At 42.1% G+C, this 25,934-nt stretch carries 23 protein-coding genes; 11 read left to right on the top strand and 12 right to left on the bottom strand.

Annotated features, from left to right (window positions below):
• Positions 1-137 precede the first annotated feature (137 nt).
• The 3 genes from ACHZA2_RS17115 to ACHZA2_RS17105 all read right to left on the bottom strand — a co-directional run bounded on the left by ACHZA2_RS17115 (position 138) and on the right by ACHZA2_RS17105 (position 4,079).
• The gene (locus ACHZA2_RS17115; RefSeq protein ID WP_394698618.1) at positions 138-1,415 is read right to left on the bottom strand and encodes a serpin family protein; all 1,278 of its coding nucleotides are present in this window, start codon (positions 1,413-1,415) and stop codon (positions 138-140) included.
• Between the two features lie 66 nt (positions 1,416-1,481).
• Positions 1,482-2,075, bottom strand: a complete 594-nt coding sequence (locus ACHZA2_RS17110) for a TMEM175 family protein (protein ID WP_319580713.1) — start codon at positions 2,073-2,075, stop codon at positions 1,482-1,484.
• A gap of 258 nt (positions 2,076-2,333) precedes the next feature.
• Positions 2,334-4,079, bottom strand: a complete 1,746-nt coding sequence (locus ACHZA2_RS17105) for a cache domain-containing protein (RefSeq protein ID WP_319580712.1) — start codon at positions 4,077-4,079, stop codon at positions 2,334-2,336.
• A 31-nt stretch (positions 4,080-4,110) separates the two neighbouring features.
• Between ACHZA2_RS17105 and ACHZA2_RS17100 the strand changes: the two genes are divergently transcribed.
• Positions 4,111-4,368 (top strand): hypothetical protein, encoded by a 258-nt coding sequence (locus ACHZA2_RS17100; RefSeq protein ID WP_319580711.1) that lies wholly within the window; start codon positions 4,111-4,113, stop codon positions 4,366-4,368.
• A gap of 549 nt (positions 4,369-4,917) precedes the next feature.
• On the top strand, positions 4,918-5,082 hold the full coding sequence (locus ACHZA2_RS17095) for a hypothetical protein (RefSeq protein WP_394698617.1): 165 nt from the start codon (positions 4,918-4,920) through the stop codon (positions 5,080-5,082).
• A 138-nt stretch (positions 5,083-5,220) separates the two neighbouring features.
• On the opposite strand, the gene ACHZA2_RS17090 is transcribed toward ACHZA2_RS17095, so the two are convergent.
• Positions 5,221-5,793 (bottom strand): hypothetical protein, encoded by a 573-nt coding sequence (locus ACHZA2_RS17090; RefSeq protein ID WP_319580709.1) that lies wholly within the window; start codon positions 5,791-5,793, stop codon positions 5,221-5,223.
• Between the two features lie 147 nt (positions 5,794-5,940).
• Here ACHZA2_RS17090 and ACHZA2_RS17085 point away from each other — a divergent pair, with 147 nt between their 5' ends.
• The 3 genes from ACHZA2_RS17085 (at position 5,941) to ACHZA2_RS17075 (ending at position 7,891) form a co-directional block, all read left to right on the top strand.
• Entirely contained in the window at positions 5,941-6,399 is a 459-nt protein-coding gene (locus ACHZA2_RS17085) for a hypothetical protein (protein WP_319580708.1), read from the top strand.
• Positions 6,400-6,428: 29 nt separating this feature from the next.
• Positions 6,429-7,283 (top strand): hypothetical protein, encoded by an 855-nt coding sequence (locus ACHZA2_RS17080; RefSeq protein WP_319580707.1) that lies wholly within the window; start codon positions 6,429-6,431, stop codon positions 7,281-7,283.
• Between the two features lie 131 nt (positions 7,284-7,414).
• Positions 7,415-7,891 (top strand): hypothetical protein, encoded by a 477-nt coding sequence (locus ACHZA2_RS17075; protein ID WP_319580706.1) that lies wholly within the window; start codon positions 7,415-7,417, stop codon positions 7,889-7,891.
• A 30-nt stretch (positions 7,892-7,921) separates the two neighbouring features.
• Here ACHZA2_RS17075 and ACHZA2_RS17070 read toward each other — a convergent pair whose 3' ends face one another.
• Positions 7,922-8,767 (bottom strand): phosphoribosylformylglycinamidine synthase subunit PurQ, encoded by an 846-nt coding sequence (locus ACHZA2_RS17070; protein WP_319580705.1) that lies wholly within the window; start codon positions 8,765-8,767, stop codon positions 7,922-7,924.
• Positions 8,768-11,710 (bottom strand): AIR synthase-related protein, encoded by a 2,943-nt coding sequence (locus ACHZA2_RS17065; RefSeq protein WP_319580704.1) that lies wholly within the window; start codon positions 11,708-11,710, stop codon positions 8,768-8,770.
• A gap of 635 nt (positions 11,711-12,345) precedes the next feature.
• On the opposite strand from ACHZA2_RS17065, the gene ACHZA2_RS17060 reads away from it, so the two are divergent.
• The 3 genes from ACHZA2_RS17060 (at position 12,346) to ACHZA2_RS17050 (ending at position 14,446) form a co-directional block, all read left to right on the top strand.
• Positions 12,346-12,588 (top strand): zinc-ribbon domain-containing protein, encoded by a 243-nt coding sequence (locus ACHZA2_RS17060; RefSeq protein WP_394698616.1) that lies wholly within the window; start codon positions 12,346-12,348, stop codon positions 12,586-12,588.
• 211 nt (positions 12,589-12,799) lie between these two features.
• Entirely contained in the window at positions 12,800-13,072 is a 273-nt protein-coding gene (locus ACHZA2_RS17055; protein WP_319537705.1) for an ACT domain-containing protein, read from the top strand.
• 9 nt (positions 13,073-13,081) lie between these two features.
• Positions 13,082-14,446: a PFL family protein gene (locus ACHZA2_RS17050; protein WP_319580703.1), complete on the top strand. Its 1,365-nt coding sequence runs from the start codon at positions 13,082-13,084 to the stop codon at positions 14,444-14,446.
• A gap of 187 nt (positions 14,447-14,633) precedes the next feature.
• Here the strand turns inward: ACHZA2_RS17050 and ACHZA2_RS17045 are convergent, their stop codons facing one another.
• From ACHZA2_RS17045 to clpB, 4 genes are all read right to left on the bottom strand, one after another.
• Entirely contained in the window at positions 14,634-15,017 is a 384-nt protein-coding gene (locus ACHZA2_RS17045; protein WP_319580702.1) for a tetratricopeptide repeat protein, read from the bottom strand.
• An 85-nt stretch (positions 15,018-15,102) separates the two neighbouring features.
• The gene (locus tag ACHZA2_RS17040) at positions 15,103-18,639 is read right to left on the bottom strand and encodes a PAS domain S-box protein (RefSeq protein ID WP_319580701.1); all 3,537 of its coding nucleotides are present in this window, start codon (positions 18,637-18,639) and stop codon (positions 15,103-15,105) included.
• 162 nt (positions 18,640-18,801) lie between these two features.
• Positions 18,802-19,113, bottom strand: a complete 312-nt coding sequence (locus ACHZA2_RS17035; RefSeq protein ID WP_394698615.1) for a histone family protein — start codon at positions 19,111-19,113, stop codon at positions 18,802-18,804.
• Between the two features lie 267 nt (positions 19,114-19,380).
• Positions 19,381-21,972, bottom strand: a complete 2,592-nt coding sequence (gene clpB / locus ACHZA2_RS17030) for an ATP-dependent chaperone ClpB (RefSeq protein WP_319580700.1) — start codon at positions 21,970-21,972, stop codon at positions 19,381-19,383.
• Positions 21,973-22,240: 268 nt separating this feature from the next.
• Here clpB and ACHZA2_RS17025 point away from each other — a divergent pair, with 268 nt between their 5' ends.
• Both ACHZA2_RS17025 and ACHZA2_RS17020 read left to right on the top strand, forming a co-directional pair.
• Positions 22,241-22,651, top strand: coding sequence for a hypothetical protein (locus ACHZA2_RS17025; protein ID WP_319580699.1), 411 nt, complete (start codon positions 22,241-22,243; stop codon positions 22,649-22,651).
• A 376-nt stretch (positions 22,652-23,027) separates the two neighbouring features.
• The gene (locus tag ACHZA2_RS17020) at positions 23,028-23,528 is read left to right on the top strand and encodes a hypothetical protein (protein WP_319580698.1); all 501 of its coding nucleotides are present in this window, start codon (positions 23,028-23,030) and stop codon (positions 23,526-23,528) included.
• 107 nt (positions 23,529-23,635) lie between these two features.
• On the opposite strand, the gene ACHZA2_RS17015 is transcribed toward ACHZA2_RS17020, so the two are convergent.
• Together ACHZA2_RS17015 and ACHZA2_RS17010 are read right to left on the bottom strand one after the other, a co-directional pair.
• Positions 23,636-24,046, bottom strand: a complete 411-nt coding sequence (locus ACHZA2_RS17015; RefSeq protein WP_319537712.1) for a hypothetical protein — start codon at positions 24,044-24,046, stop codon at positions 23,636-23,638.
• Positions 24,047-24,231: 185 nt separating this feature from the next.
• Positions 24,232-24,741, bottom strand: coding sequence for a YbhB/YbcL family Raf kinase inhibitor-like protein (locus ACHZA2_RS17010; RefSeq protein ID WP_319580697.1), 510 nt, complete (start codon positions 24,739-24,741; stop codon positions 24,232-24,234).
• 168 nt (positions 24,742-24,909) lie between these two features.
• Here ACHZA2_RS17010 and ACHZA2_RS17005 point away from each other — a divergent pair, with 168 nt between their 5' ends.
• On the top strand, positions 24,910-25,560 hold the full coding sequence (locus ACHZA2_RS17005) for a DUF6198 family protein (protein ID WP_319580696.1): 651 nt from the start codon (positions 24,910-24,912) through the stop codon (positions 25,558-25,560).
• The last annotated feature ends 374 nt before the right edge of the window (positions 25,561-25,934 follow it).

The following is a 25,934-nucleotide window of genomic DNA, read 5'->3' as shown; positions in this document are numbered from 1 at the left end:
TACTGCACAGGTAAGGTTGATTTCAATCTTCACAGTAATCCTGATGGGTTTAAAAATTGGGTATTTGGGGTATTATCTGGCGATACCCAACATTTTCTCAAAAAAAGATTAAATTGGTTTATGTATGAAATAAAGATTTAAGAAGCAGGATTCATCATTTTTCCGATAAAGAGAATAACCCCAGTTTCTGAATCTCTGATGACAAAAATGAAAGGATGATCAGCCCTGAAAACCGGATTCTTCTCTATCGATAGTGTTGCCGGGACAACACCACTTCCTGCAGCTGCTTCAGTCCCTTCTTCGTTGACATCCACATAGGACGAATGAACCACATCGCTGATATACAGATTATGAGTTCCATCTATCCCTGAAAAGTCAGCTTTATCAGAAAATGCATCAGACATTCCCAAGTAGGAGAGTACTTGAGAGAGGTCATAGCGTTCATGAATCGTAAATTTTGGAAGAGATATCTGAACCTTTTTCTTTACCATTTCTTTTTGTAATTGACTAAATGTACCAGGATCAAGAACCATCTCCGCTGCAGACATGTTCGAAGTTTTTGGGAGAAGAATAACCATAGATAGATGCCTCTCTTTTCCATTGGCATATGGCAGTTCCAGGACCTGAACATCTTCATTTTCTATATAATTATATTCAACATGGTTTTGACTATTATGCATCATCATTACAGGGACAGATCTCCCATCAGATAAGTTGAACAGATCATTTTCGATCTTATTTTTATCAAACGGGTATGCCCAGGATCCTTTGAAATAGATTACGTTGGTGATTATCAGTTTTGTATCAGGTGAGAGAGTGTCAGGATCAACCAATTTCTGTATCTTATGTGCAGTCTCTCCTTCAGCCCATGTATTGATCTCTCCCGCTGAACCTGAAGGATTGGATTTAAAATCAAGATTCGAGGCATTGACACTGTACCAGGTCCTGGATGTATTCAGGTAATCGTCGAGAATGGGATATGTTCTCTCAACCCAGAGGGCATTACCATTTGTAAGATTGTAGTCTGTGCCCGGACTATTAACTCTGGAGTTTAACTCTAAAAATCCATCTCTTCTGGCTGCATCATTTTGGGGGAGATATAAGACTGATCTCATCTCCTCTGCAGTTGAATTGCGTGCTCCCTCGTATGTTATCGCTAGGGCAGAAAAAACAGAGAATGGAGAAAAGAATAGATTTTTATTTGCACTAAACGGATCGTGACTCAAATTTGAAAACAAATTATATGAAAATTTGTTATTTGAGGCTGCTATATGGTCTTTATCTGTTTGTGATTGTTCACCGGATGATACCAAGCTTTTATCAGAACTCGTTGGATTATCAGCATATGCGATAATTCCACCCAAAAATACTTGCATAATTACGAGTACCAGGACCCATACTGACCAATGAGACATAAGTAAAAGAAAAGATACAAGGTGATAATGGTTGTGAAGGCAGGGTCAACCTACATCAATCACCGATTAATCCTGTTTTATCGGGGGATTCCTGAAAAAAACTCCTAGAATAATGAAAGGTAGGAATGAAATGATCTCGGAATACTCGATACCTATCGTAATCCAGATAATCCCTATTATTGCAACAATCACAGGAACAAAACACTTGTGAAAGAGAAATTGAGCATCTTCTTTAGGTAATTCCGGTGTAAGGAGTTCCGGATTGGATCTGGCATAATTCCATAAATAAACCAGGATTATACCGAGCATCAGAAAATTGATCTGAAAGAAATAATCGGCAAAAGTCAAGGTGTCTGCAAGATTACTAAATTGCGAGGAGAATGGAATCAGTACGACGGCCATCAGAGCCAGCATATGCACGTGGATAAAATGGTAATCATACGTCTTCATTCGGTGAAACATCTGGAAAAAAAGCATCCAGAACATTACAAGTAGAATAAATACCCCTGTAAAGTCGAGAATTGAGAGGATAGTGTTGTTAAAAAACTGATCTACGGTGATGGATGCTGCTTTTGCGTATTGATCAGGGGTGATAATATCCTTGGCAAGCAGTGTCATTGTAAACCCGAATACTCCGTTTGTTATACGTTCGAGGTTCACCTTTGTTATTGGTTCATACACCGCCATAAATGATCAACTAATTTACCTAGGGTGTGCGGGTGGATAAATTCATCCGTATGCATTAACAGGGATGAAATGAGAAAGATAGAATTTAAAAACCTGTTATTGTCGGATTTTTAAAATAAATTCTGATAATGGAAAATTCAGAGTACGTTCATCGATCAGGTACTATAAACTAAAAGTTGAAGAAAGGTGAATGTAGGATAATTCACAGATTAGCATCATTAATCGGTCTGTTCATTGGGTTGTGTACATCCCGGAACAGACAATATACGTCTTTGTATCACTGCCGGTTGCAATCTGGCTCATGGTAGTCTTCCAGAACAGACCCGTTTCAGCAGGGCTACTATAGATATAATCCACCCAACTGGTTCCGTTTTTAAGGGCTGTTTGGACAAGCTGGTCCCTGAAAGGAACCCCGGCAACATCCACCTTGTTGTGATAGTTTATTCCGACCATTCTGGCGTTATCGGCATGGGCGATCATGTTCACATCAGGATCATATACAAAGACATAGAGCTCTGGTTTTTCTGCATCTTTGTATGGATGCTGACCTGAATTTATATTTTTGATAGTTTCCGGGGCATCCCGGGCAAGATCGGCAACGGTCTGGTTCACCAGATCGATTACTTCCTGAACTGTCAGATTTGAATCTGAAAAGGCAGGCTGCGTATACCGATACAGGATCTGGTCATACATACTAACCCCGTTTGTGTCCTTTTCAGACCTGAGAAGATCCATTGAATCCTGTAGTGAACTAACAATTTGTGATGAAGCATTTCGGTTAAATGCAATATAGAAATCATAATTCTTCAAGGTCTGGACTGGAACTATGTCAGATGCATTTGTCGCGTACTGACTTACCAGTTGGCGACCTGGAAGGAGTGCATAAGCCCAGCCGTCTACAGAACCGTTCTCAAGCATCTGAATCTGTTCTTCAGGCTGGCTTGAGTACACAATATCCTTCCCACCGGCCTTCACAAGTGTTGTTGCTGCAATATCATCAGTTATGGTTGCTATCTTCATCTCTGACGGGCTGACATTTCTGAACTTTTCAGCAGAATCGCGAAGCGTGAAGATAACAACCGGTGTATGGTCAACCGCTCCGGCCCATTTGAATAAATCCTCTCGATCCGGTGACCGGCCAAGGATAGCAAGAGCAGTGCCATTCTGGGTCATAGCCTTCTTATATACGTCCTCCCAGGGGCCGAAGTTGAAATGATCATCAGGAATCTCTGCACCATACTGTGAAACAATACTTCGAAGAATATCTATTGATATCCCTTTTGGAGTACCGTTTTCTATGAATGTGTATGGGTAATATCCCTCAGTGAGATATGTAGTATGAGAAAGCCCGTCACCAAGCATCCAGGATGAAACAATCTGATCCAGATCACTCATACCACCATCTATTGGAGTCTTTTTTAACTCTTCAAATGTATTATTGAATTTCTCAACCAGAGTATCAGAAGTATTCTTATTAAACCCGATATAGATTGGAACTGACCCAATACGACCTGATAATTTGTAATATGCTGAATTTCCAGTTACATTTTTGATGTAATAATTTGCTGCAAGGTCTCCATATGCAAAGAGGTCGATTGTTCCATCCTCAAGATCATGAACAAGAACCCGGGGATCGGTATCAGTGATGATATCCTCCTTTTTAATTCCGGCCTGAATCAGATCATCGATCGCCACATCATCAGCGACAGATCCGATCTTGTACTTCGATAGTTGGTCATTATTGGTAATGATGATATTTTTTCCTCTCTGGGAATACAGAAAGATGTTGTAGGAAAGAACCGGTCCGACCCATTTGAAGAGATTCTCGCGGTCCGGTGTTTTGGCTATCGCAAAGATTACAGTACCGGAGTTATTACATGCCTTCTGATATGCTTCATTCCAGGGAAGGAAGATGAATGAATCAGATGGAATCTCATCGCCTGCTTTTCGAGATATGGCTGAAATCAGGTCTACCATAAGACCAGATGGAGTACCATTGTCATGAAAGTTGAATGGAGGATACTCTTCAGTTACCCAGGTTAGACCTTTTAAAGAAGATGCTGGTTCATCAGCAATTACAGGAATTATAAGAGTAAGTATGAGACAAAATGATAATATTAGAAATATGGCGGGTTTCAAAAACATACTCAATATGAGGAAAGAAAATATATATGACTGCCGAAGTATCCTTAACTGTCGATTTGAAGCAAAAATCAAAGGATTCAAACTGAAAGGTATCAAAAATTTATATGCATCCGGAGTATGAATATGATACAATTAGATCTTTGTACAGTTCATTACTCCCTGACAATCAAACCATCAATCTGCTGAAAGTTGTTGTGATACGGAATTGATAGAGAAACGTAATCTCATGAAAATGGGATTCAAAGGAAGATAAGAATCTTATAAGTCGGGATCTAATATCTGAAAAGGGAACACAATATACGTGATAAGTTCAATGGTTTATTTAATCTTTCTCTTCAATACAATATGTATAACTGAGTAACAAGAAGGTCTTCAGTTGGAAAATAGCCTTATTGAGTAACTCCCTCAATCTCTTTTCTGAAAAAGTGTAAACCATATCCCAATGAGCACGCAAAATTAAAAATTTATAATTATTCAATTAAACAGAATTTCAAAAGATAATATGCTATATTTTAATATAATTATCGTATAAATAAAATATTAACATAATCATTTTTTAAAATATGCCCAACCTATCGATTGTTCATAACAACCTTTATCATAGTACATTGTTTAATATCAGATTATGGAGAGGAAAAATGTTTTATTTGTAGTTATAGTTCTGCTTGCTATGGGTGGATTATCAGTTGGAATTCCATCAGTAGCAGCAGATAATGGGTACTGCTACTACTGTTATGACAACTATTATTGGTGGAATTATTACTGGGACTATTTCAACTACTACTGGAACAATTATTGGTACAATTACTGGTACTATTACTGGTACGGCTGGTAATTAGATTCCAGGAAATTTCAACCTTTTTTGATATGTACAGCAACCATCTGAAAAATATTTAATCTGGTTATATCATCGGACCGGACTTATAAGTTGAAGACGTATTGCTTCTCCACAGATCCAGTAAAATATTTGAATTTATTCGAAATCCTTCTCAATCAGCATAAATTTACCCAGACAAAGTAATGCTATAGATATTACTAATATTCCGGTTATTTGCACAAGTCCTGCTTCAATTGCATTAGCAGAATCCAGAGGTATACTGCCTTTTCCAATCTGGTATAATTCGATGATCGAACTTAACAGAATAATGACGACTGTGGAACTGACTGATAATAAAAACGGCCCGCTTAGATACTTTTTAAATTTCGCCAGATTGATCTCTTTATAGTTTTTATCTACCCAAAAGCGATAAGTAAACCTGTCCTTAATAAAAATCTCATATATTCCCATCATTAAGAAATAGATGATAATACTTGCCATTATCAGTTCGATGACTGAAAAATTATTTTTGATAATGGTTAAAGGGAGGTCCTCGGCATTCATCTCATTGAATAATATATGGAAATAGTTCAACAGTTCTCTGCATAGGACAACTAGGTTTATCACAAGGATAAATGATAAAACGAGTTCAAATGCGATGAAGAAGTAATTTGTACCACTTAAGAAGTATTCAACATAGTGTTTCTCATCTAGCTCTTCTGATGTCATTTTTGTACTCTACTATTAGCAGAAAGGTTAAAAATATAATAGTTTGTATAATATATCCCCGTAGATCTGATTATCAAATCGTCCTGAGATCCAATAAATAAAGGGAGAACTGAGTAATGACTTTAAATAATTCATAATTTGAACGAAATGCACAATACATCTCATCAGCCTGATTCAAAAGAACGATACCAGGTAAATGCATTTGATCTTACAACAGACCTCTTCTGTACATTCTCAAATCAGGTTATCCACCAGGTAATAGACCTGGATAGTAAAATACGATATGAGATTCTGAATAAAGCAGTGGATAGGGCAACTCTTGCTCATCCAATAGTGAGATGCAGGATAATCAGGGATCAGGATACGCTCTTCTGGCAGGAGTGTTCTGATTTTTGTATCAACGATCATATCCATCGATTATCCTCCTCAAATCCTGCCAATCTGCTCCATCACGCTCTTTCGTATCCTTTGGATCCAGACCGTGGAAACCTGTTTACTATCGTAATAATTGAAAATTCTGATAAAACCCGAGGCATACTTGTCATTACTGTCCATCATATCGTTATGATGCCCGGGGTCTCAAAGATTTTTCCGGACTTATCATGAGGTTATATGAAGAATATCAGTCAGGACCCATGAGTGAGATCTCCGTGTCTGCGATCAGCTCAAGGGAATTGCCCCGGTTTTCTTCCATCACTCAACCAGTGAAGAGAGATTCTCATAACGGGGATATTGGATGGTGTTCCCCGATAACCATACCGCTTCAGTCTCTTCATACAGATAATTTTCAATATTCCATTCTGACCTTTGACCAAAGCCGGGCATCAATAATCCATGATACCCGGAAGCGTTGGGGGATTACGGTGAATGATCTCATAATTGCAGTTCTGTCCCGGGCGATATTTTCCGTTACCTGTGCGAGATCTGAAATATCGGTGCCGATGTATACGACCATCGATCTTCGCAGATATCTTCCTGTTATCCCAGAACGTTCATTACTGAATGTATCTACAGCTTTTGAAGTACAGATACCAGTACAACACGGTGAATCGCTTGAAGAAACCGGGAAACGGGTCAATATCATTATGAACAGGATAAAATCTCAAAACCCGGGTATTAAGGAGGCAGTTGAAGCGGAAACCTTGGCAGATACAGGATACGATGCGGCCAGAAAAATAATTGATGCAGCATGGAAGAACATCAGTAATGCAGGAAGGAAAACAACCATATTCTCAAATACTGGAATATTCACCCATGGCCAGATCGGTCCCGGCAGCCTGTCCGTCCGGAACGCCTACTTTCTTCCGGGATTCTTTCAGCCACCAGGATTCTTCTTTCTCCTTTCAACTTTTGATGATATCATGACACTATCAGCATCCTATGCAATCCCTGCATATGACCAGGATCTGGTGGACAGGATTTTTCTTTGGATTGAACATGATATACCCGGATTTAATGATTGTAAGGGAGATTACAAAATAATTACATAGTCCAACCATAATGGATCCAATCAATCTTGATATTTTTATGAGTACAATTTTCTAGCAGAACCCGCAATATAACTCTGGTAATTGATGTTTGAAGAATAATTATGGGGGTAAAAATAACAGATCTGCCTCAGTTGCACATACTCACGGCATCAGCAATACAAGTTGATGAAAATGGTGATGTCATCTGGGATAATGGTAAAAAACCATTGACGAAAAGCGAAGCGATCAAACAGATCTTAGAACGGTTAAAAACCAATTTAAAGAACTGGGATCATGAAAAGATATCCACACTCTATGCAACCCTGTCAGACATCGAGAAGGCCGGACACCCTGAACGGCTACAGGACCTGGTTGAGTTGTCACGACTTCCAACAGAACCTATCCCTACCGGATTGGAAAGGTATCCGATATGGGCACTGGACAAAAAAGGATGCTGTCTTGTCGGGTCAGGTCAAATAAATATCAAATCCTTATCTGATGTTCATAGTTGGTTTGTCACAAGGAAACCCGGATATTGCACTAAACCGGATATAAAAGGATGTTATCTGTGTGAACTTACCAAATCAAAAAGGGATTGTAGAAATAATCAGGTATTCTATCCCCTGTAGAATACAATCATGATCGGGGTATCTCAATGTTTACCTGAAATATCCTACGATATTTTTGAATAATTTCATATTTAGTGATTCATCAGGAATATGAATTCCCTGCCGTTTCATCTTCTCTTTCTGCAGAGTCCAGTCATATGTGTTGACAAACTCCATTGCACGTTCAGGATGTGGCATCATAGCCAACACTTTTCCGTCTGCAGAAGTGATTCCGGCGATATCAGCGACTGAGCCGTTGGGGTTGAATGGATATTCTCCGTTTGCAGACTTCAAATCCTCTTTACAGTAGGTGAATGCGATCATCTTCTGGATCTGAAGTTTTGCAAGAGTCTCTTTTGAGCATGAAAAATTCCCCTCCCCATGAGATACCGGGCAGACTATCTTTTCAATACCCTTGGTCCAGATATTTTCAGCAGCAGGTTTGATAGTGACATACCGGCATTCGAGCACACCCTTGCGGTTTGGCATCAGGGCGATATCACGTATGAGCTGTTTGTCGAATGCTGGTACGAGTCCAAGATTTGCCAATATTTGAAATCCGTTACAGATTCCAAGCACAAAGTTTTCTCCTTCGAGAAATTCTGTGAGATCATTCCAGAGATTGTTTCTGACCCGGTTTGCATAGGCATTTCCCGCACCTGTATCATCACCGTACGAAAATCCTCCGGGAAATACAAGGAGCCGGTAATCTGACAGCACTCTCTTTCGATCGATAAGATCGTTGATGTGTACGATATCAGAATCCATACCTGCACGGGCCAGAACCTCCTGAGTCTCCATCTCTGAATTGATCCCGTACCCGCTCATGATGAGTGCCTTGTCAGGGATCATATCGACCGGTGAATCTGCCCGAGCGTAGGATGCAGCAGGAGTCATTTAGTACCCTCCGAACGGTTTCTTGTATGCATGTTCAAGTTCGCTGACCGGTACAGATAGCAGCATCGTTTTTCCTGAAATCTGGAGGTTCTTTCCGGTTACCCGTCCAATCAGGGTTGCATCAGGACCCATCGTTCGTTCGAAGGATCGTTTATTGTCAGGTGCGATTGTGACGATAAATCTCCCAAGTGTCTCTGAATAGAGCAGGTAGTCTGCTCTTATTCCCCCTGGAATGGTAATATCCATTCCTAGTCTTCCGGCCATTGAAATTTTAGCAAGGGCTACAGCAAGACCACCATGTGTAACCGGATAAGTTGAAGCGACAAGGTCATGGAGAATGGCAGATGTCAGTTTTTCATAACGGGCTTTCATTGCCGGAATCTCAATCTGCGGAATCGTGCCAATTCCATCTGCACAGAGGTGTGCAAAATATTCTGAACCTCCAAGTTCTTCTGCAGTCTCTCCAATAAGATAGACCAGATCTCCGTCTATCTTTATATCCATTGAGACTGCCTTTGTCACATCAGGATGAACTCCGATAGACGATATCAGCAGGGTTGGAGGAACAGAGACACGGACCCGGTTGTTTTCGGCATCAAACCCTGAGAAATCGTTGAACATGCTGTCTTTTCCGGAGATGAACGGAGTCATAAATCCGGTTGCTCCATCATAACATCCCTGTGCAGCGGCTTTCAACTGATCAAGTCGTTCAGGTTCATCTGATGAACACCAGCAGAAGTTGTCAAGAATCGCAATATTCTCTAGCGGAACACCGATGGCGATTAGCCCTCGTATGGCAGTATCAATAGAAGCAATAGCCATACGATACGAGTCGATCTCTGAGTACGATGGGAAAAGCCCCTGGGAAAGGCCGACACCTTTTTTCGAAGAAGCAACCACTTTTGTCAGGGTAGCTATACCCTGAACTCTGCCGACTCCCTGGACCGGTCCAAGAACATGTCCTCCCTGCACGGTGTGATCATACTGTATCGAGATAAACTCCTTTGAGCAGATGTTCTTTCGCTGAAGCATCGCTTTCAGGGTGTCACCGAGATTCTCCGGGCATCCTGGTTCTAATCCACCGGCATCCGGTGATGATCTGACTGTAATGAGATGTTTTGCAGGAAGGCCATCATGAAGGAATGCGAGCTCGATATCCATCACAACAGAACCGTTGAACTCGACAACACAGCGTCCCGTATCAGTAAATGTTCCGATAACCGTTCCTTCAACCTCTCTGCGGTAAAGAAGATCCATGAGCTCATCGATCTTTTCTGGCGGTACTGCAAGAGTCATCCGCTCCTGTGATTCAGAGATCCAGATCTCCCACGATGCCATACCCGGATATTTTAAAGGAACTTTATCAAGACAGATATGACATCCGTTACACTCTTTTGCCATCTCTGCTACTGAACAGGATATCCCCCCGGCACCGTTGTCAGTAATACTGGTATACAGCCCTTTATCACGGGCTTCTTTGACGATTACATCTGATACCTTCTTCTGGGTTATCGGATCTCCGATCTGAACAGCAGTCACCGGACTCCCGGGATCCAAGGCTTCAGAGGAGAAGGTTGCACCATGAATTCCATCCTTCCCGACCCTGCCACCGATCACGACGATGAGATCTCCAGGACAAGCCTGTTTCTCGTAGAGCTTTCGTTCTCCGTCTTCCCGGGGCATGAGGCCGACAGTGCCGGCAAAGACCAGTGGTTTGCCACAATAACGTTCGTCAAACCATACAAAGCCCTGCGGAGTAGGAATTCCAGAACAGTTCCCGCCCACACCAACACCTGCAACAACCCCGTCAAGGATACGGCGTGGAGACAGAATCGGATTCGACTGGTCTTTGCCACGGAAGAGAACCGGGCTGGTTTCAGGGTCACCGACACAGAACCCATATATGTTGATACAAGGCTTTGCCCCAAGTCCGAATCCGATGGTGTCTCTGTTCACTCCAACTATACCGGTGAGGGCACCACCAAAGGGATCAAGTGCTGACGGGGAGTTATGGGTCTCAACTTTATGAGTGACGAGATACTTCTCGTCAAAGATTATTGCACCCGAGTTGTCTGAAAAGACACTCAGGCAGATGTCTTTATCCCCTCTTTCTGTCCGGATCTTATTGGTAGCAGCCTGGATGAATGTCTTATACAGGCCTTTTGGTACATCATCGTCCAGTGCTGAGGCAAAGATCGTGTGTTTACAGTGTTCACTCCAGGTCTGGGCAAGGGACTCTATCTCAACATCTGTTGGTCTTCTTTCTTTTCCATCAAAGTAATCCCGGATTGCATGGAGTTGTGCCAGGTCCAGGGCTAGCGGTCCTCTTCGCTGACCGGTAACTGGATCAATAATCCCTTCTTTCCCGATACGGATGAGGTCCTGATCATCAAGGTTGAGATCAACCGGTTCAGCCGTCGGAAGTTCATGGAGTTCAACAAGTGGAACCACACGATCCATACCACTCGTTCCATACTCCTGCCGGGATTTAATATGTACACGGTTCACAAGCGGGTTTGAGAGTGTTGCGGCCAGCACCTTTAGCGTATCGGAAGAGAGTTTTCCACACACAAAATACAGATGCGAGGAGTATACTGCTTCACCTGGTTCGAATTTTCTTTTAGTAAAATCTTCGATGGTTTGCCGTGCAGTTGTGCCCACATTATCTGTCACACCGGGAAGGAACCCGATCTCGATAGCTGTGTCAAAGTATGCCTGAGTGCCTTCGTCCACCGTAAATTTCTGTACCACCGGGTTACTCAGTTGCAGTCCGATCTCTTTCAGTTCTTCAGGGGTGAAATCTTTTGAGTTCGTGGAGATGGTGTAAACATCGACGAGATGGAGTTCTTCGATTGGGATCCCAAGTGAACGAATCCGGTCGGTTCTGACTGTAAGGCGGGGGTCTGCCTTATAACGGATCTCTATCCGGTGGACATATGCCATGTGTACCTTATAGATATTGATCGGTGAAGAGCAAAATAAGTATCAAGTATAAGGAAATCTCTGGAGAAAGTCCAGCCTGATCATGGAATAAAAAGGGAGCAAGAAAAAGGAATATGAGATGGGTAATTTACCTGTGAAATAGAATTAATGCCTTGGTATAGCATATCAGATTCATAAGAATTATGTCCGAATGATAAGTTATCGTGATATCAATAGATAAAATGGTAGAGAATGAGTTGTCATATTTTCATAGTGTTCGTGAAATGTCGATGGCCACTTCGTTAATTATATATGTTGGGGAGTGCTACTACTATTCATCACACCGTCATCTTCCAGATGACAGGAGTAGGAGTTTAGCAAAGAATAATGCATAACTCACTCAAAGAGTAATCCTACAATTCATTTTTCCTACAATTCAGGGGGGTTACCCCCTCAACATGCTCGTGATAATGTTATTATATGAAACTCCTGTTGTGTCTGATATTGATTATACTATACAATCCATAAATTCCAATTATTTTGTGAGTTCCCATGTACATGAATAAAACTAGCAGATCCTATAGCGTTCCACAAGCCGACAGGAGACCAATCCCATGAATTATTAAATTTCTTAACCTATACTATTCATAGATAGCATGTATTGTCCAAGTTGTGGTGAAAAATTAGGCGATTCGACTCGATTTTGCCCGAAATGTGGTGCAGAGATTGATGGAGGATCTCAGGTTAATGATACCAGAAGATCGCGGTCTGGCAGATATGGTGAAATGGATCCCAAAGACCGGATGATGAGACTGGTCTGGGCACTTGTCGTAGTTCTGGCATTCATGCTCTTCTTTGCGGGCTATCACTATCTGAAGGCATCAACCGGCCTTCCATAAATAGATATAATCATTTTTTGGGCGCAATTCAGGTAATAATATTGCTCTCGCTTTTTTTCCTGCCAGATCGCGTACCTATAGCAAAAAAAGAAAAGAATTCCAATAGATATCGATCTGAAAAAAACTTGCAAGATAACCAAATCGTAACGATTCTTTTGTATCAGGTATAATTTCTGTAAGCACCAATACTATTTCAGGACTATTCATTCATATGACAAAAACAATAATCACCGTACTCGGCAGGGATACAGTCGGCATCATTGCAAAGGTCTGCACATATCTTGCCAGTAACCAGGTCAATGTCGAGGATATATCACAGACGATCGTACAGGGTTACTTCAATATGATGATGATCGTTGATACCGACCACTTACAAAAACCGTATTCTGAAATGCTAACAGACCTGGAAAGACTCGGCGACGAGATAGGGGTTAAAATCAGGTGTCAGCGTGAAGATATTTTTACGAAGATGCATCGAATCTGACGGATTCTTATGATAAATATTCTTGAGGTCAATGAGACCAACAAAATGATTGAGCAGGAGAAGCTTGATGTGAGAACCATCACGCTTGGCATCAGTCTTCTCGACTGCGCTGATTCAGATCTTAAGGCCTTAAACCAGAAAATATATTCAAAAATAACCCGGTTGGCAAAAAACCTTGTCTCTACCGGAAAAGAGATCGAGCGTGAGTATGGAATACCAATAGTAAATACCAGGATTTCAGTAACACCGATTGCACTAATAGCAGGTCAGGCATGCAAATCGACGGGTGATTTTATTTCAGTAGCAAAAACCCTGGATAAGGCTGCTCTTGATATGGGCGTAAACTTTCTTGGGGGCTATTCTGCTATTGTATCGAAGGGGATGACAACGACAGATGAGAATCTTATCCGTTCCATCCCAATGGCCTTAGCTCATACTGAAAGGGTCTGCAGTTCAGTAAATATCGGGTCGACAAAGACCGGTATCAATATGGATGCAGTAAAACTCATGGGCACCATCGTAAAGGAGACAGCAGAGGCTACTAAAGATAATAATTCATTTGGATGTACAAAACTTGTTATCTTCTGCAATGCTCCGGATGATAATCCATTCATGGCCGGATCATTTCATGGTATTTCAGAGGCCGATGCGATCATTAACGTCGGTGTCAGCGGACCGGGGGTGGTCAAGCATGCACTTGAAGGAGTCAGAGGTGAAGACTTCGAGGTCCTTTGCGAGACTGTCAAGAAGACGGCCTTCAAGGTCACCCGTGCAGGCCAGCTCGTAGCACAGGCTGCTTCAGAACGGCTCGGTATCCCGTTCGGTATAATCGATCTCTCTCTTGCACCGACACCCTCGGTTGGGGATAGTGTAGCAGAGATCCTTGAGGAGATGGGACTTGAATCAGTCGGTGCACCTGGAACGACTGCCGCTCTTGCCCTTCTAAATGATCAGGTGAAGAAAGGAGGAGTCATGGCAAGTTCATTTGTCGGAGGTCTCAGTGGGGCGTTTATTCCGGTAAGCGAGGATCAAGGGATGATAGATGCCGTAAACCGAGGTGCCCTGACACTTGAAAAGCTGGAAGCAATGACCTGTGTATGCTCTGTCGGACTTGATATGATAGCGATACCGGGATCTACACCTGCATCAACAATATCCGGGATAATCGCTGATGAAGCGGCAATCGGTATGATCAACCAGAAAACAACCGCTGTACGGTTAATCCCGGTGATTGGAAGAGATGTCGGCGATATGGTAGAGTTCGGCGGTCTTCTGGGTCATGCACCGGTCCAGCAGGTAAATAAGTTCAGCTGTAGTGATTTCATCAATCGTGGTGGAAGGATTCCTGCTCCAATTCATAGCTTCAGAAATTAAATCCCTTTTCAATGTCTACCCCGTGTTAGGTTTCAATCAACCTGGCTGGTAAAAACCCCAACGGTGCCCCGTCGGGGCCCCAGGCAGGATCGATATAGATGATTACTTCAGAAAAATACTGGTCATTGTGACCAGAACTTGTAATTCCGGATCTTACTATCTGATTGATCCAAAAAAGATATGGGCGTTATACAATGTACCCGAGCATCCGGGCTTTGTTGTTTGCATCAAGGGCATCATCCTTGTTGCCCAGTTCCTCGTTGATCTTGCCCTGGTAATACCATGCAGTTGCATTCTTGGGATCAAGGTCTGTGGTCTTCTTAAAATTATCCAGTGATTCAGAAAGACGTTTTGCCTTGTAAAGATCAAGTGATTTGCAAAACTGTGCATTGAGATTAGAGGCGTTCAGTTGAAGTGCGAGATCGTAAGAGTCAATTGCCTGGGTGTACCGCTGCTGGTTATCAAAAGCAGCACCCTTTGCCATATAATCTTCTACAGTTTCTGCTGATACTCCGGCGATGAAAACTGCCATGACAAGCAGTACTGCACTGATAAAAATGTGGTTCTTCATACGATTCCTAGTACATACCTGTGTTGATCGGATATGGGTTTTCTCGTCTTAATGGTTGATCATTCTGGTTCTCGCTCCAATCCGGTTACTCCTCTTCAGTTCTTCGGAATGTCCCAGATGGCACGGTTATTTCAAACCGTGCACCCCTGCCAGCTTCCCCGATCTCTCTGATAGTAATTGAAGTAAATGCAAGAATTTCCCGGACAAGAAATAATCCAATACCGGTATTCTTTCCAAACCCCCGTTTAAAGACCTTTTCCTTATCTTCAGTGACGATTCCGATTCCGTTATCTTCCCATTGTATAATCAGATTATTTTCAGATTCATATGTCATGACTCTGATTCTGGTTACCCTCTCACCATGTCTGATCGAATTATCCAGAAGATTTAAGAAGACTGCACTCAACATGGGATTGGCAAAGACAGAAACTTCTTTGATATTAGCAGTAAGGGTGACCGAATCAGGAACAGATGAAAATGGAATAGTTTTCATTAGCCTGATCCATTGTGGCTCATGAGAACCGAGATCCTGATAAATCCTGGTAAATTCTATCTGTGACTGGATTGCTTCGATTGAATGCCGAACTTTCTCCAGATTATCACTAAGTACTGGATCAGTACATGATTCAAGGAAAGAATCAAGGTAAATGTGGCCTATCGAAACATTATTGAGGATATCATGTCTGGTGATGTTTGTAAGGAGATTAAGCTGCTTGTTAGCCCTCTGCGTCCTTTCTTCAGCCTCTTTGCGTTCGGTGATGTCCTGGTTTACGCCATGTGTCTTGATGGGTTTTCCTGATGAATCTCTTGTGACCGCAACTCTGACAGATATAGATCGAGTAGAGCCATCTCTCCGAATAATCCGGTGTTCAAGATGTGATATATATGAAGGATTTGTAGTATCCATCACTTTTCCAACTTCACTCCTGACAAGCTCAAAATCATTGGGATGGACAAACTCGCGGACATATCGATCTGCAGTCATTTGGTATCCGCCTTCGCGCTCTGCCGTGGTTCCATATAATACATAAAACCGATCATTGAAGGTGAAGCGGTTTGTTTCTGAATCATACTCCCATACTGCAAGTTTTGCCATACTCATGGCTTCGTTGAGCAGATTTTTACTTGTCACAAGTTCCTGCTCAATATGGGCACGTTCTATCTCTGCTGCTGCTTTTACAGCAATGATATCAATAATCTCCCGTAGAGAGTCAGAGACCGTAATAGGTTTCCTGAATAAAATGCAGAGAATTCCAAAAGCTTCACCTACTGAATTATACAGGGGTGTACCGAGATAGCCTTTTATATTGAGATCTGTGAGATCCTTATCGTCGGGAAAATCCAAGGCAACATCATCCGGATAGACACTGAAGCCATTCTTGATAACACTTTCACAAGGGGATCCTTTGAATGTATATCTGAAATCTTGAACCGGCATCCTGTCAAGGTGCATTGCTAAAACGTGTACACTATCTATATCCTGCAGAACTTCACCGATCAGGACGCAATCTGCATCAAGCCAGAAACTGATGGTGTCAGTGATAAGAGAAAGTGATTCGATACCGGTGGTCCCGACCATACTCCGTACCAGTGCTTCAAATGCTGACTTATCAGCCCTCCGCTCTGTAATATCACTAAAGATAACACATACACGATCCGGAGAATCAGATGGACGGTACGCATTGCAGTGATACCATCGTCTGGTGGGTTCATGGTACTTCTCAAAAACTCGGGGAATCCCGGTTGTAGCCACAGACCTGTAGATATTCACCCAACTCTGATCGGTCCCGGGCCATACTTCAAAGATATCTTTTCCTCTGACTTCTTCCAGATTCAAAGCGGTGATCTCTGCATAGGCATCATTAAAGTACCCGAATCTGAAGCTGACAAAAGTACCCATCTCATCAAAAACAGACTCCCATATGATGAAAGCAGAACTCATGTTCCTGATAATCTGCTCCATATCCTCTGACGCCCTCTGCAGTGCATCTTCAGTCAGCTTTTTCGAAGTGATATCACGTATAGAGATGAGAATTGACGGTAGATTCTGAAAGAAGATAGTTTTTCCGACACTCTCAAACCATCGAATCTCCTGCTTCATCGTGATGATCTTGTACCGTGCGATATATCCATCAATACCGCTTGCGACGGTCTTAAAATCATTTATCACATCATCAATAGACTCAAGAGCAACTAACTCCATGACGTTTATCTTTCCGATGATCTCATCAGGGTGGTCAGCTCCAACCATCTCTGCGGCAGCAGTTGATGCAAATCTTATGTTACCTATTGGATCAAGAATCAGTGTGCCATCCAGCGAGTATTCAACCAGGGTTCTGAACTTCTCTTCACTCTCCCGGAGTTGTAGTTCTGATTGTTTGGCACGGGTGATATCTCTGATAGAGATCTGAACTCCGGTCAGCAGATCATCAACAAATGAAGGTACGATATTCAGACTTACATAGCCCAAATTTCTATCTTTTTTCTGGATCTGTAGTTCCAGATTCTCTACAGGTTCGCCATGAGACGCCTTATTTACACCTGCCATAAAGTCGTCAGAATTTTCTGAAAACAGTACCCTGGAGAATAGATCTTTCAGATCTATCAGTTCCTCAGGATCATAGCCGGTGATCAACCTGGATGATGGAGATACATATGAAGGAGAGAACTTGGTATCAAGAAGAATAATCAGATCTGATGACCGCTCTGCCATACTTCTGAAACGCTCTTCACTCTTTGCAAGGGCTTCTTCACGAGCTTTTAGGATATGGTAATTTTGCCTGAGTTCCTCTTCACTTTTTGCTAGTTCCTCATATGCAGAAGAGAGATCGTCAGCCATCTTCCTGATCTCATATTCGGCTGTCTTCAGATTCTGAATTGAGTGAGTAGTAGTAATTATCCCGTCGATACCTGCAACACCCAGGAGATTTGATCCTATCGATTCGACAAAGAGGTAACTCCCATCTGCTTTACGAATCCTGTACTCAGTAGGGGAATGAGTATTGGTCATATTCAGAACATCCAGGAAATCAGACATAACCAGTTTCTGATCATCGGGATGAATGAAATCAAACGCCTTACGCCCGATAAAATATCCTTCCGGATATCCAAGGATCTGTGATGATGAAGGAGAATCAAAGATAATAATTCCATCCTTATCAAGAATTCTGATAATATCCGATGAATTCTGAATAAGCAACTTGAATCTCAGTTCATTTTCAGAAAGTAGTATGGCATCCCTTCTTCGTTGAACAGCTGTTCTGACCTTATGAGTAAGTTCGGTGAATTGTGGAGTAGGACGACCTCCTTTCTGAAGATAAAAGTCGGCTCCATTCTCGATTGCCTCAATGACAACATCCTCTCTTCCCCTTCCGGTAAAAAGAATGAATGGGATATCTGATCTGCACCTGATTGCCCGCAAGAGTTCAATCCCGTCCATACCGGGCATCTGGTAGTCTGAAACTATCGCATCGTACCGGTTTTTCTCAATTGAAATGAGTGCTTCCGGGCCGGATGATGCTGTATCCACAATCATCTGGTATTTTTTCAGGAATTCTGCAGTCGCAACTCGCAACAATGGTTCATCATCGACGTAAAGGATTGAAAGGGGAGGCTGTGTCATATGTTAGATTGAATAATTTTTCACATCCAGCATTTATAAAATGGATTGTACTATATACAGATTCTGTTTTTCATTGCCAAAACCGTGTTAACTCATGTGGAAATCTGGCCTGTCTGAAGAATGAAGTAGAGACGAAGATGAATAGATGATAAAACAAAAGAGTTAGATGGTTTGAGATGCGTTCTCGACATCTTCCCCTTTGAGAGTTTTTCGTCCTGCATCAGAGGCAATTTTTGTAGCTTCCCTGACAAGTTTTGCAATGTATTCTTCTGCAAACGCCAGAATTGAGGCTGCCCCATCTGCTCCAACCCTTTCGGCTCCATTTGCTTTTGCGAGCCTCATAACTGCAGCAGTCGGCAGATCTGTCTTCTTTGCATTCACTCTGGATTTAACCTGACTGGTCTTCTTCGATTTAGCAGCTGGTTTTACCGGCTTTTTTGCCGCTGATTTCTTTGACGTGGCTTTAATTGCCATTAATTCCCCCATATATCATGACGTACTGTGTATAACTTCGGAAAGATCTCAACTCCAAAGAGTTCAGACCATTTCTTCCCCATCAAATAACATCATGAATATTTTATTGTATGAATAAATGGTTTAAAAATTTTTGGGCGGTTTTTCTGAATCATTCTGTTGTTTCAGAGAACTTTTTTAAAAAAAAAGAGAAAAACTTGATGAATTTGTCTCCAATTCTATTTGAGTGATTCTCATCCGAATCTCAAAAAACGAGAAAGCATGCTTTTAATTATTTGAGAAGACCAGAGATCCGTTCTTTTCATCAACCACGATCTCCTTCTCCTTTGTCACTCTTCCTTCCAGGATCATTTTAGAGAGTTCGTTAAGCAGATTCTTCTGAATTATTCGTTTGATAGGTCTGGCCCCAAACTGTGGATCAAAACCGCGGTCTGCTATATACCTGACCGCCTTATCGGTTGCTACAAATCTGACATCATTCTTCTCCAACATCTTCTGGATAAGCCCAATCTGTAGTTTCACTACAGTCTCGATCTCGTCCCTGGTAAGGGGTTTGAACATGATGACTTCATCGATCCGGTTAAGAAACTCGGGTCTGATTGTCTTTTTCAGGAGATCCATGATCTGTTCTCTTGTCCTGTCAAATATTTCCTCCCGGTTCAGATCAGTGACGTGCTCAAGGTTTTCCTGGATGATGTGAGACCCGATGTTTGAGGTCATTATGATGATGGTGTTTTTGAAGTCTACGGTCCGACCTTTGTTGTCAGTGAGGCGGCCATCATCAAGAACCTGGAGCAGGATATTGAAGACATCTGGATGGGCTTTCTCAATCTCATCAAGAAGGACTACTGAGTATGGTTTTCTCCTCACCGCTTCAGTCAGCTGACCGCTCTCCTCATAACCTACATAACCAGGCGGCGCTCCGACAAGCCTCGAGACGGTATGACGCTCCTGGTACTCAGACATGTCAATGCGAACCATACTGTTCTCATTGTTGAAGAGAAACTCTGCGAGAGCTTTGGCAAGTTCTGTCTTCCCGACACCGGTTGTGCCAAGAAAGATGAAAGACCCAATCGGACGCTTCGTATCCTGAAGACCTGCACGGCTCCTGCGGATAGCATCAGAGACAGCACCGATTGCCTCATCCTGACCGACAACGCGTTTATGCAGTTCTGATTCAAGGGTGAGAAGTTTCTGCTTCTCACTCTGGAGCATCCTGCTAACCGGAATCCCGGTCCAGCGTGAGACCACCTCGGCAATCTCTTCTGCATCTACCTCTTCGTTCACCATCGCAGAATCTTTCTGCAGATCGGTGAGTTTACCTTTCAATGTCTCGATATTCTTCTCTATTCCAGGAATGAGGCCGTACCTGATCTCAGCCACTCTGCCGAGATCACCGTTCCGGTTTGCACTCTCTGCCTCGAACTTCAGAGTTTCAATCTCATTCTTTTGCTGCTGTATCTGTTCTACAATATCCTTCTCTGACTGCCACTTCGCTTTTAACCGGTTTCGTTCTTCGGTAAGATTACCGATCTCCTCATTCAGGGAGTTCAGTTTTTCCTGGTCCTTCTCCCGTTTGATGGCTTCACGCTCGATCTCAAGCTGACGGATTCTCCGCTCAATCATCTCAAGTTCTTCAGGAACTGAGTTGATCTCGAGACGGAGCTTGGATGCCGCCTCATCGATGAGATCTATTGCTTTATCCGGAAGGAATCGATCAGAGATGTACCGTTGTGAGAGTTCGACTGCTGCGATGATCGCCTCATCTTTTATCCTCACATGATGATGTGTCTCGTACTTCTCCTTGATTCCACGAAGTATAGAGATGGCATCAGGCATATCAGGCTCATCAACCATGACCGGCTGAAACCGACGTTCTAGTGCTTTATCCTTCTCAAAATATCGTTGGTATTCTTTAAGGGTTGTTGCACCGATAACATGAAGCTCACCTCTGGATAGAGCTGGTTTCAGGATATTTGCAGCATCCATTGCTCCTTCACTGGCACCTGCCCCGACAAGGGTGTGTATCTCGTCGATGAACAGGATGATCTCACCCTCCGCTGACACCACCTCCTTGATAACGCTCTTGAGACGTTCTTCAAATTCCCCTTTGTATTTGGCACCAGCAATCAGGGCGCCCATATCTAATGAGAAGAGCTGTTTGGTCTTCAGGTTGTCAGGGACATCACCATCGATAATCCTATGTGCAAGACCTTCAGCAATCGCAGTCTTTCCTACACCCGGTTCTCCTATCAGAATCGGGTTGTTCTTTGTTCTCCGGGAGAGGATCTGAAGCACTCTGCGTATCTCTTCATCGCGGCCGATAACAGGATCTAACTTTCCGCTACCGGCAAGGTCATTCAGGTTTTTGGCATACTGGTTCAGAGCATTATAGGTCTCTTCAGCAGTCTGGCTTTGTACAGTTGAACCTTTACGCAGATTTTGTATTGCTATCTTCAGATCTTTCTCTGTTACCCCGTTCTCTTTGAGCAGTCGTGAAGTAGGATCATTCACAGATAAAATTCCGAGGAGTAGATGCTCTATGGAGACGAATTCATCCTTGAACTCCTGGGAGAGAGCAGTCGATCTTTGGAAAGCCCTGTTTGCATCTTGTGAGAGGTACTGCTCACCGCCACTAACCTTGGGATATGAATCTACAATCCGGTCAAGTGAGCGGGTGAGAGTATCAAGATTAACGTTGAGTTTTTTCAGGAGGTATGGGGTAACATTCCCATCAACTATCAGTATCCCTTTCAGCAGATGTGCATTCTCGATTGCCTGATTCTGTTTTGCTGCCGCGATCTCCATGGCCTTTTGAACGGCCTCTTGTGATTTTAGGGTAAAATTGTTGAAGTTCATGACAGAATACCTCCCGAACATTCAATTCGGAAATGAAAATATTCTATTCGTATAGGATCTTTTTTTAGTAAATAGATATCCGGAGACTGCATCTACCTGGATTCCTGATTGAATGATCCCTGATTTTCCTACCTGAAGAATTTAAGCCTTGTCCACTACAAAACCCGGACATTGAATTGGCATCCAGATTCTATTCCGGGTTCATGACCTCAACAAACTTGATAATAATTCTATTATCAGATCAGTTGTAAAATAATACAGAGTTTGTATGAATTTGAAAGTATTCTGTTATTCCCTGATTTTCATCATCTCTCTTGTTTGTATTGGCTTTGTTACAGCAAGTATCACATCAGAAACTGCACAGACGAACGCGGTTATTAAGTCAAATCTAAAAGCTGCTGTCACTTCAATCACCCCCGATACTGGTAAACCGGGAGAACATGTCATATTTATATTGAATGGAACTGAACTCTCGAAGAATATCAAAGTTTATCTGGAAAATGGTGATCTAAAAGATCCAAAGAGCATCATCGCTAATGCAGTGAATGTGACCTCATCCACTTCCCTTACCGGTTCATTTAATATTCCTAATACCAGTTCTACCGGAGCATGGAATGTTACTGTGAAAGAGGCGGGAGAGATATTCCCCTCTGGGGTAACGTTCACAATCACCAGATGATCAAATAATAATCACATTATCTTTTCATCTTTATCCTACTGTTTTTGTACCCGGGTAGGTATTTCCAATTCATATTTCTTCAGGGTTCAAATCATCATACAATAATCCTGTTGATGAACCATGAGATATTGCGCCGGAGGTATTCTGATTCTTGAATTCAGTGTTCAGAAATAATCTGATATTTGAGTCGGCAAGCATGGAGCGAAGTGGTATAAATCAGGGTATTAAAATCCATCTCAACATGTTCTGGATTATTCAGATCTGCCATGCGATATTTCTAATAACCTGATTTTGATATCAGTATCAGGAAGAGATCTGGCAGAATGTTGTAGAAAGTATTAGGTAATGTTTTCTTTGTTCGTGTTGATCTCTGATCATGAAACGGATCTTCCTGTTCGTATTACTATTATTCATATCAATTCCGGTTCTGGCTGTTGATACATCAGACTGGACTTCCAAATCTACAGATAATGGATATTCATTTAAAGTTCCCCCGACATGGCAGTACAACGAAATCGGAACTTCAGATAATAAGGGAGTTCAGTTTACAATTGAAGAACCAGAAACAAGTGCCTCAGTTATATTCGGGTACAAAAAAGAGCCGCAGAATCAGGTGTTGGATGAATCATACCTGAAAAAATTTGTTGATGAGATCGCTTCAAGTAAAAATATCACAATTGAACAGACAAAATCATACCAGAACGGAGGGATTGTTGTTGCCGGAAAGGATGCAAACGGGTTTATCAATACCATAGCCGTTGAAAACACTCCTGCATACCTGAAAATTATCCTGTTTGTCTTCTCTGATCAGAAAGCGGTCTCAAAATATTCGGATACAATACATGAGATCAACAATACACTTACCTTTCCTGAATAATTCCTGCTGAAACAGATCAATTTGCTTTTTTCATTTTTTCAATACCAAGAAGATAGTATAACGATTTCAGCGTAAACCGAAATAAAAAAAATGTTTCGATCTCTGAATCAGGGCTTTACTCGTGTCAGGGTATCGATGGCAGCCGATCCGTCAGCGCTTTCCAGATAGATAAACTCCATCATATCAGTATCGATGATCTTGCCTATAACATAACCGGAACCATATTCTGTCAGATAGAAAGACTCCAAATCATTACCCATGACTCCTGAAAAACCTACAGAGCCTTTTTGTGAAAGATTACTCATGTTAGAATAACCAATCGTTCCATTAAAGACCCTTCCCCGTTGTTCGACTATTGTAACAAGAAAGGTCCAATTGGAAGGGCCATCATACCCACCCTCACGATCATATCCAACAGATGTCCCTGTCCAGTTTCCGGTCAGGTCCGGGACAGCAGGAGTAGCAGAAGTTATAGAGCAGAACAAAGTCAGGGCAATAAATAGCAGTATACCACTCATTCTCGACATCATTAATCAGATGAATAACAAGAGGAGAGAGAAAAACATATCGGTTAATGATAAGTTATTATCGGGTCGAATCAGGAAACCCTGATTCATAATGAAATGTAATCAACGAGACTAATTTAGTCAATTCGCCTGATACTTCTGCAGATCATGGAATGTAGCAGCACTCGTTGTACCTTTTATCCGGTACTGATCGCAACAGTCTCTCCGTACTGTAATACATGCCCCTTCATTGCTGAAATAAGTTCATCCTTTGACGATCCACCGGGAATTGTGAGCATGGAATCAAGAGCGTAAATTCTGAACTGATACCGATGCATCTCTCCCAAAGAAGGCTCTGGTCCATGATACCCGGTCTCGCCATAATCATTTAGTCCCTGAACAGCAGAGATGGGAAAAGAAATTATCTGTCCGGATGGAATACCTGCAGGAATCCGGTTTAATGGAGCAATATTCCATATAATCCATGGAGTAAACGAACAACATGTCTTGATGAATGGATTGAAAACCATGACCGCAATGGACACGGTACCAGGTTCAAGGCCGGTAAGTGAGATCGCAGGTGATATGTTTCCCCCTTGAAATGTTGCAGAGTTCGGAAGTTCAAAATAATCAAGTGAAACAGTCAATGGGTGAATCGGCATATCCTGAATATTTGCATCTGTATCTGTCGGACAGCACCTGTGCATGTTCTTGTCTCTATCTTGAAAGGTATAGTATTGTGGATATCATAGGTACAGGAAAGACAGATGCGATTGCAGCCAAATTTTTCCACTTGTTCATTTCTGTTCAACAGGCCATATTTCTGATCATCATTCTTAATTCGTATCCTGTCTAACGTATTGTGAGATTTCAATATGTTCATGTCAGGCTGTGTAAAACGATATTTTCTACTTATTTCTGGTCTTTTTTTTATGGGTCTTGGTATCAGCCTGATCACGAAATCTTCACTGGGAACCCCGCCAATATCAAGCATACCATATGTACTCTGCCTGATATACCCGGTTACCTTCGGGGAACTTACCTTTATCTTCAGCCTGCTCTTCCTGCTTGGAGAGATCCTTCTGCTTGGAAGGAATTTTCCGAAAAATCAGTATCCGCAAGTGTTTGTAGGATTCTTTCTCGGTCTGTTTGTAGATCTCGGCATGCTCATCGTTTCATCAATACAACCGGCTCAATATCTCTGGCAGATCTCAATTTTGCTTATCGGATGTGTAATACTTGCCCTTGGCATTTATCTCCAGGTCACAGCAAACGTCATCATGAATCCAGGTGAGGGTCTTGTCCAGATCATTGCAGTCAGAACAAAGATAAGATTCGGTCTTATTAAGATCATTTTTGATTCCCTTCTTGTTACAGGAGCAATTATCATCTCACTAATACATTTTGGCACGCTGAATGGAATCAGAGAAGGAACAGTAATATCAGCCGGACTGGTGGGTTATATCATAATCCTGATAAGTGCAATGATGAATAAGATAAATTTTCAGGCCTGGCTGTCAAAATAACAGTGAGATGAGTGGAAAAATTGCAGAATACAGGAAGATCTAAAAATAAACAGGAATCGTCTCCCTTGATAATTAAAAAGTTGAAAAGTTGTTAAGGAATAGTACCAATATCTGTTGTATTATTCCGCTCTTTTCCAGATGTACTATTTTCAAAAATTGAAGGTACCTGCGGAATCTGATATGGATCATGTGAAGGTTGAAGATGCGAAATTTTTTCGCCAGGGGAGATGATCTCTGATTGATAATTGCCACTGCTCATAGATAATGACAATACACTACTTGAAAGGCAAAAAATCGTAAGAATCGTTCCGATAATCATAATAACTCTTTCGGATGGCATCATAGCCCCCCAAATATCCCCTGATCTGTCAAAT

It is taken from the genome of uncultured Methanospirillum sp. (assembly GCF_963668415.2).
GTDB lineage: Archaea > Halobacteriota > Methanomicrobia > Methanomicrobiales > Methanospirillaceae > Methanospirillum.
The sequence above is the reverse complement of the archived record's forward strand: the minus strand, read 5'-3'. Positions and strand labels throughout refer to the sequence as shown.

Bases quoted from the DNA above. Each gene is read 5' to 3' on its own strand.
- ACHZA2_RS17005 (WP_319580696.1), top strand. From the start codon at position 24,910: ATGTTCATGTCAGGCTGTGTAAAACGATATTTTCTACTTATTTCTGGT.
- ACHZA2_RS17115 (WP_394698618.1), bottom strand. From the start codon at position 1,415: ATGTCTCATTGGTCAGTATGGGTCCTGGTACTCGTAATTATGCAAGTA.
- ACHZA2_RS17050 (WP_319580703.1), top strand. From the start codon at position 13,082: ATGATAAATATTCTTGAGGTCAATGAGACCAACAAAATGATTGAGCAG.
- ACHZA2_RS17105 (WP_319580712.1), bottom strand. From the start codon at position 4,079: ATGGTAGACCTGATTTCAGCCATATCTCGAAAAGCAGGCGATGAGATT.
- ACHZA2_RS17080 (WP_319580707.1), top strand. From the start codon at position 6,429: ATGAGTGAGATCTCCGTGTCTGCGATCAGCTCAAGGGAATTGCCCCGG.
- ACHZA2_RS17070 (WP_319580705.1), bottom strand. From the start codon at position 8,767: ATGACTCCTGCTGCATCCTACGCTCGGGCAGATTCACCGGTCGATATG.
- ACHZA2_RS17040 (WP_319580701.1), bottom strand. From the start codon at position 18,639: ATGACACAGCCTCCCCTTTCAATCCTTTACGTCGATGATGAACCATTG.
- ACHZA2_RS17035 (WP_394698615.1), bottom strand. From the start codon at position 19,113: ATGGCAATTAAAGCCACGTCAAAGAAATCAGCGGCAAAAAAGCCGGTA.
- ACHZA2_RS17095 (WP_394698617.1), top strand. From the start codon at position 4,918: ATGGGTGGATTATCAGTTGGAATTCCATCAGTAGCAGCAGATAATGGG.
- ACHZA2_RS17010 (WP_319580697.1), bottom strand. From the start codon at position 24,741: ATGCACAGGTGCTGTCCGACAGATACAGATGCAAATATTCAGGATATG.
- clpB (WP_319580700.1), bottom strand. From the start codon at position 21,972: ATGAACTTCAACAATTTTACCCTAAAATCACAAGAGGCCGTTCAAAAG.
- ACHZA2_RS17055 (WP_319537705.1), top strand. From the start codon at position 12,800: ATGACAAAAACAATAATCACCGTACTCGGCAGGGATACAGTCGGCATC.
- ACHZA2_RS17065 (WP_319580704.1), bottom strand. From the start codon at position 11,710: ATGGCATATGTCCACCGGATAGAGATCCGTTATAAGGCAGACCCCCGC.
- ACHZA2_RS17025 (WP_319580699.1), top strand. From the start codon at position 22,241: ATGAATTTGAAAGTATTCTGTTATTCCCTGATTTTCATCATCTCTCTT.
- ACHZA2_RS17045 (WP_319580702.1), bottom strand. From the start codon at position 15,017: ATGAAGAACCACATTTTTATCAGTGCAGTACTGCTTGTCATGGCAGTT.
- ACHZA2_RS17015 (WP_319537712.1), bottom strand. From the start codon at position 24,046: ATGAGTGGTATACTGCTATTTATTGCCCTGACTTTGTTCTGCTCTATA.
- ACHZA2_RS17085 (WP_319580708.1), top strand. From the start codon at position 5,941: ATGCACAATACATCTCATCAGCCTGATTCAAAAGAACGATACCAGGTA.
- ACHZA2_RS17020 (WP_319580698.1), top strand. From the start codon at position 23,028: ATGAAACGGATCTTCCTGTTCGTATTACTATTATTCATATCAATTCCG.
- ACHZA2_RS17060 (WP_394698616.1), top strand. From the start codon at position 12,346: ATGTATTGTCCAAGTTGTGGTGAAAAATTAGGCGATTCGACTCGATTT.
- ACHZA2_RS17090 (WP_319580709.1), bottom strand. From the start codon at position 5,793: ATGACATCAGAAGAGCTAGATGAGAAACACTATGTTGAATACTTCTTA.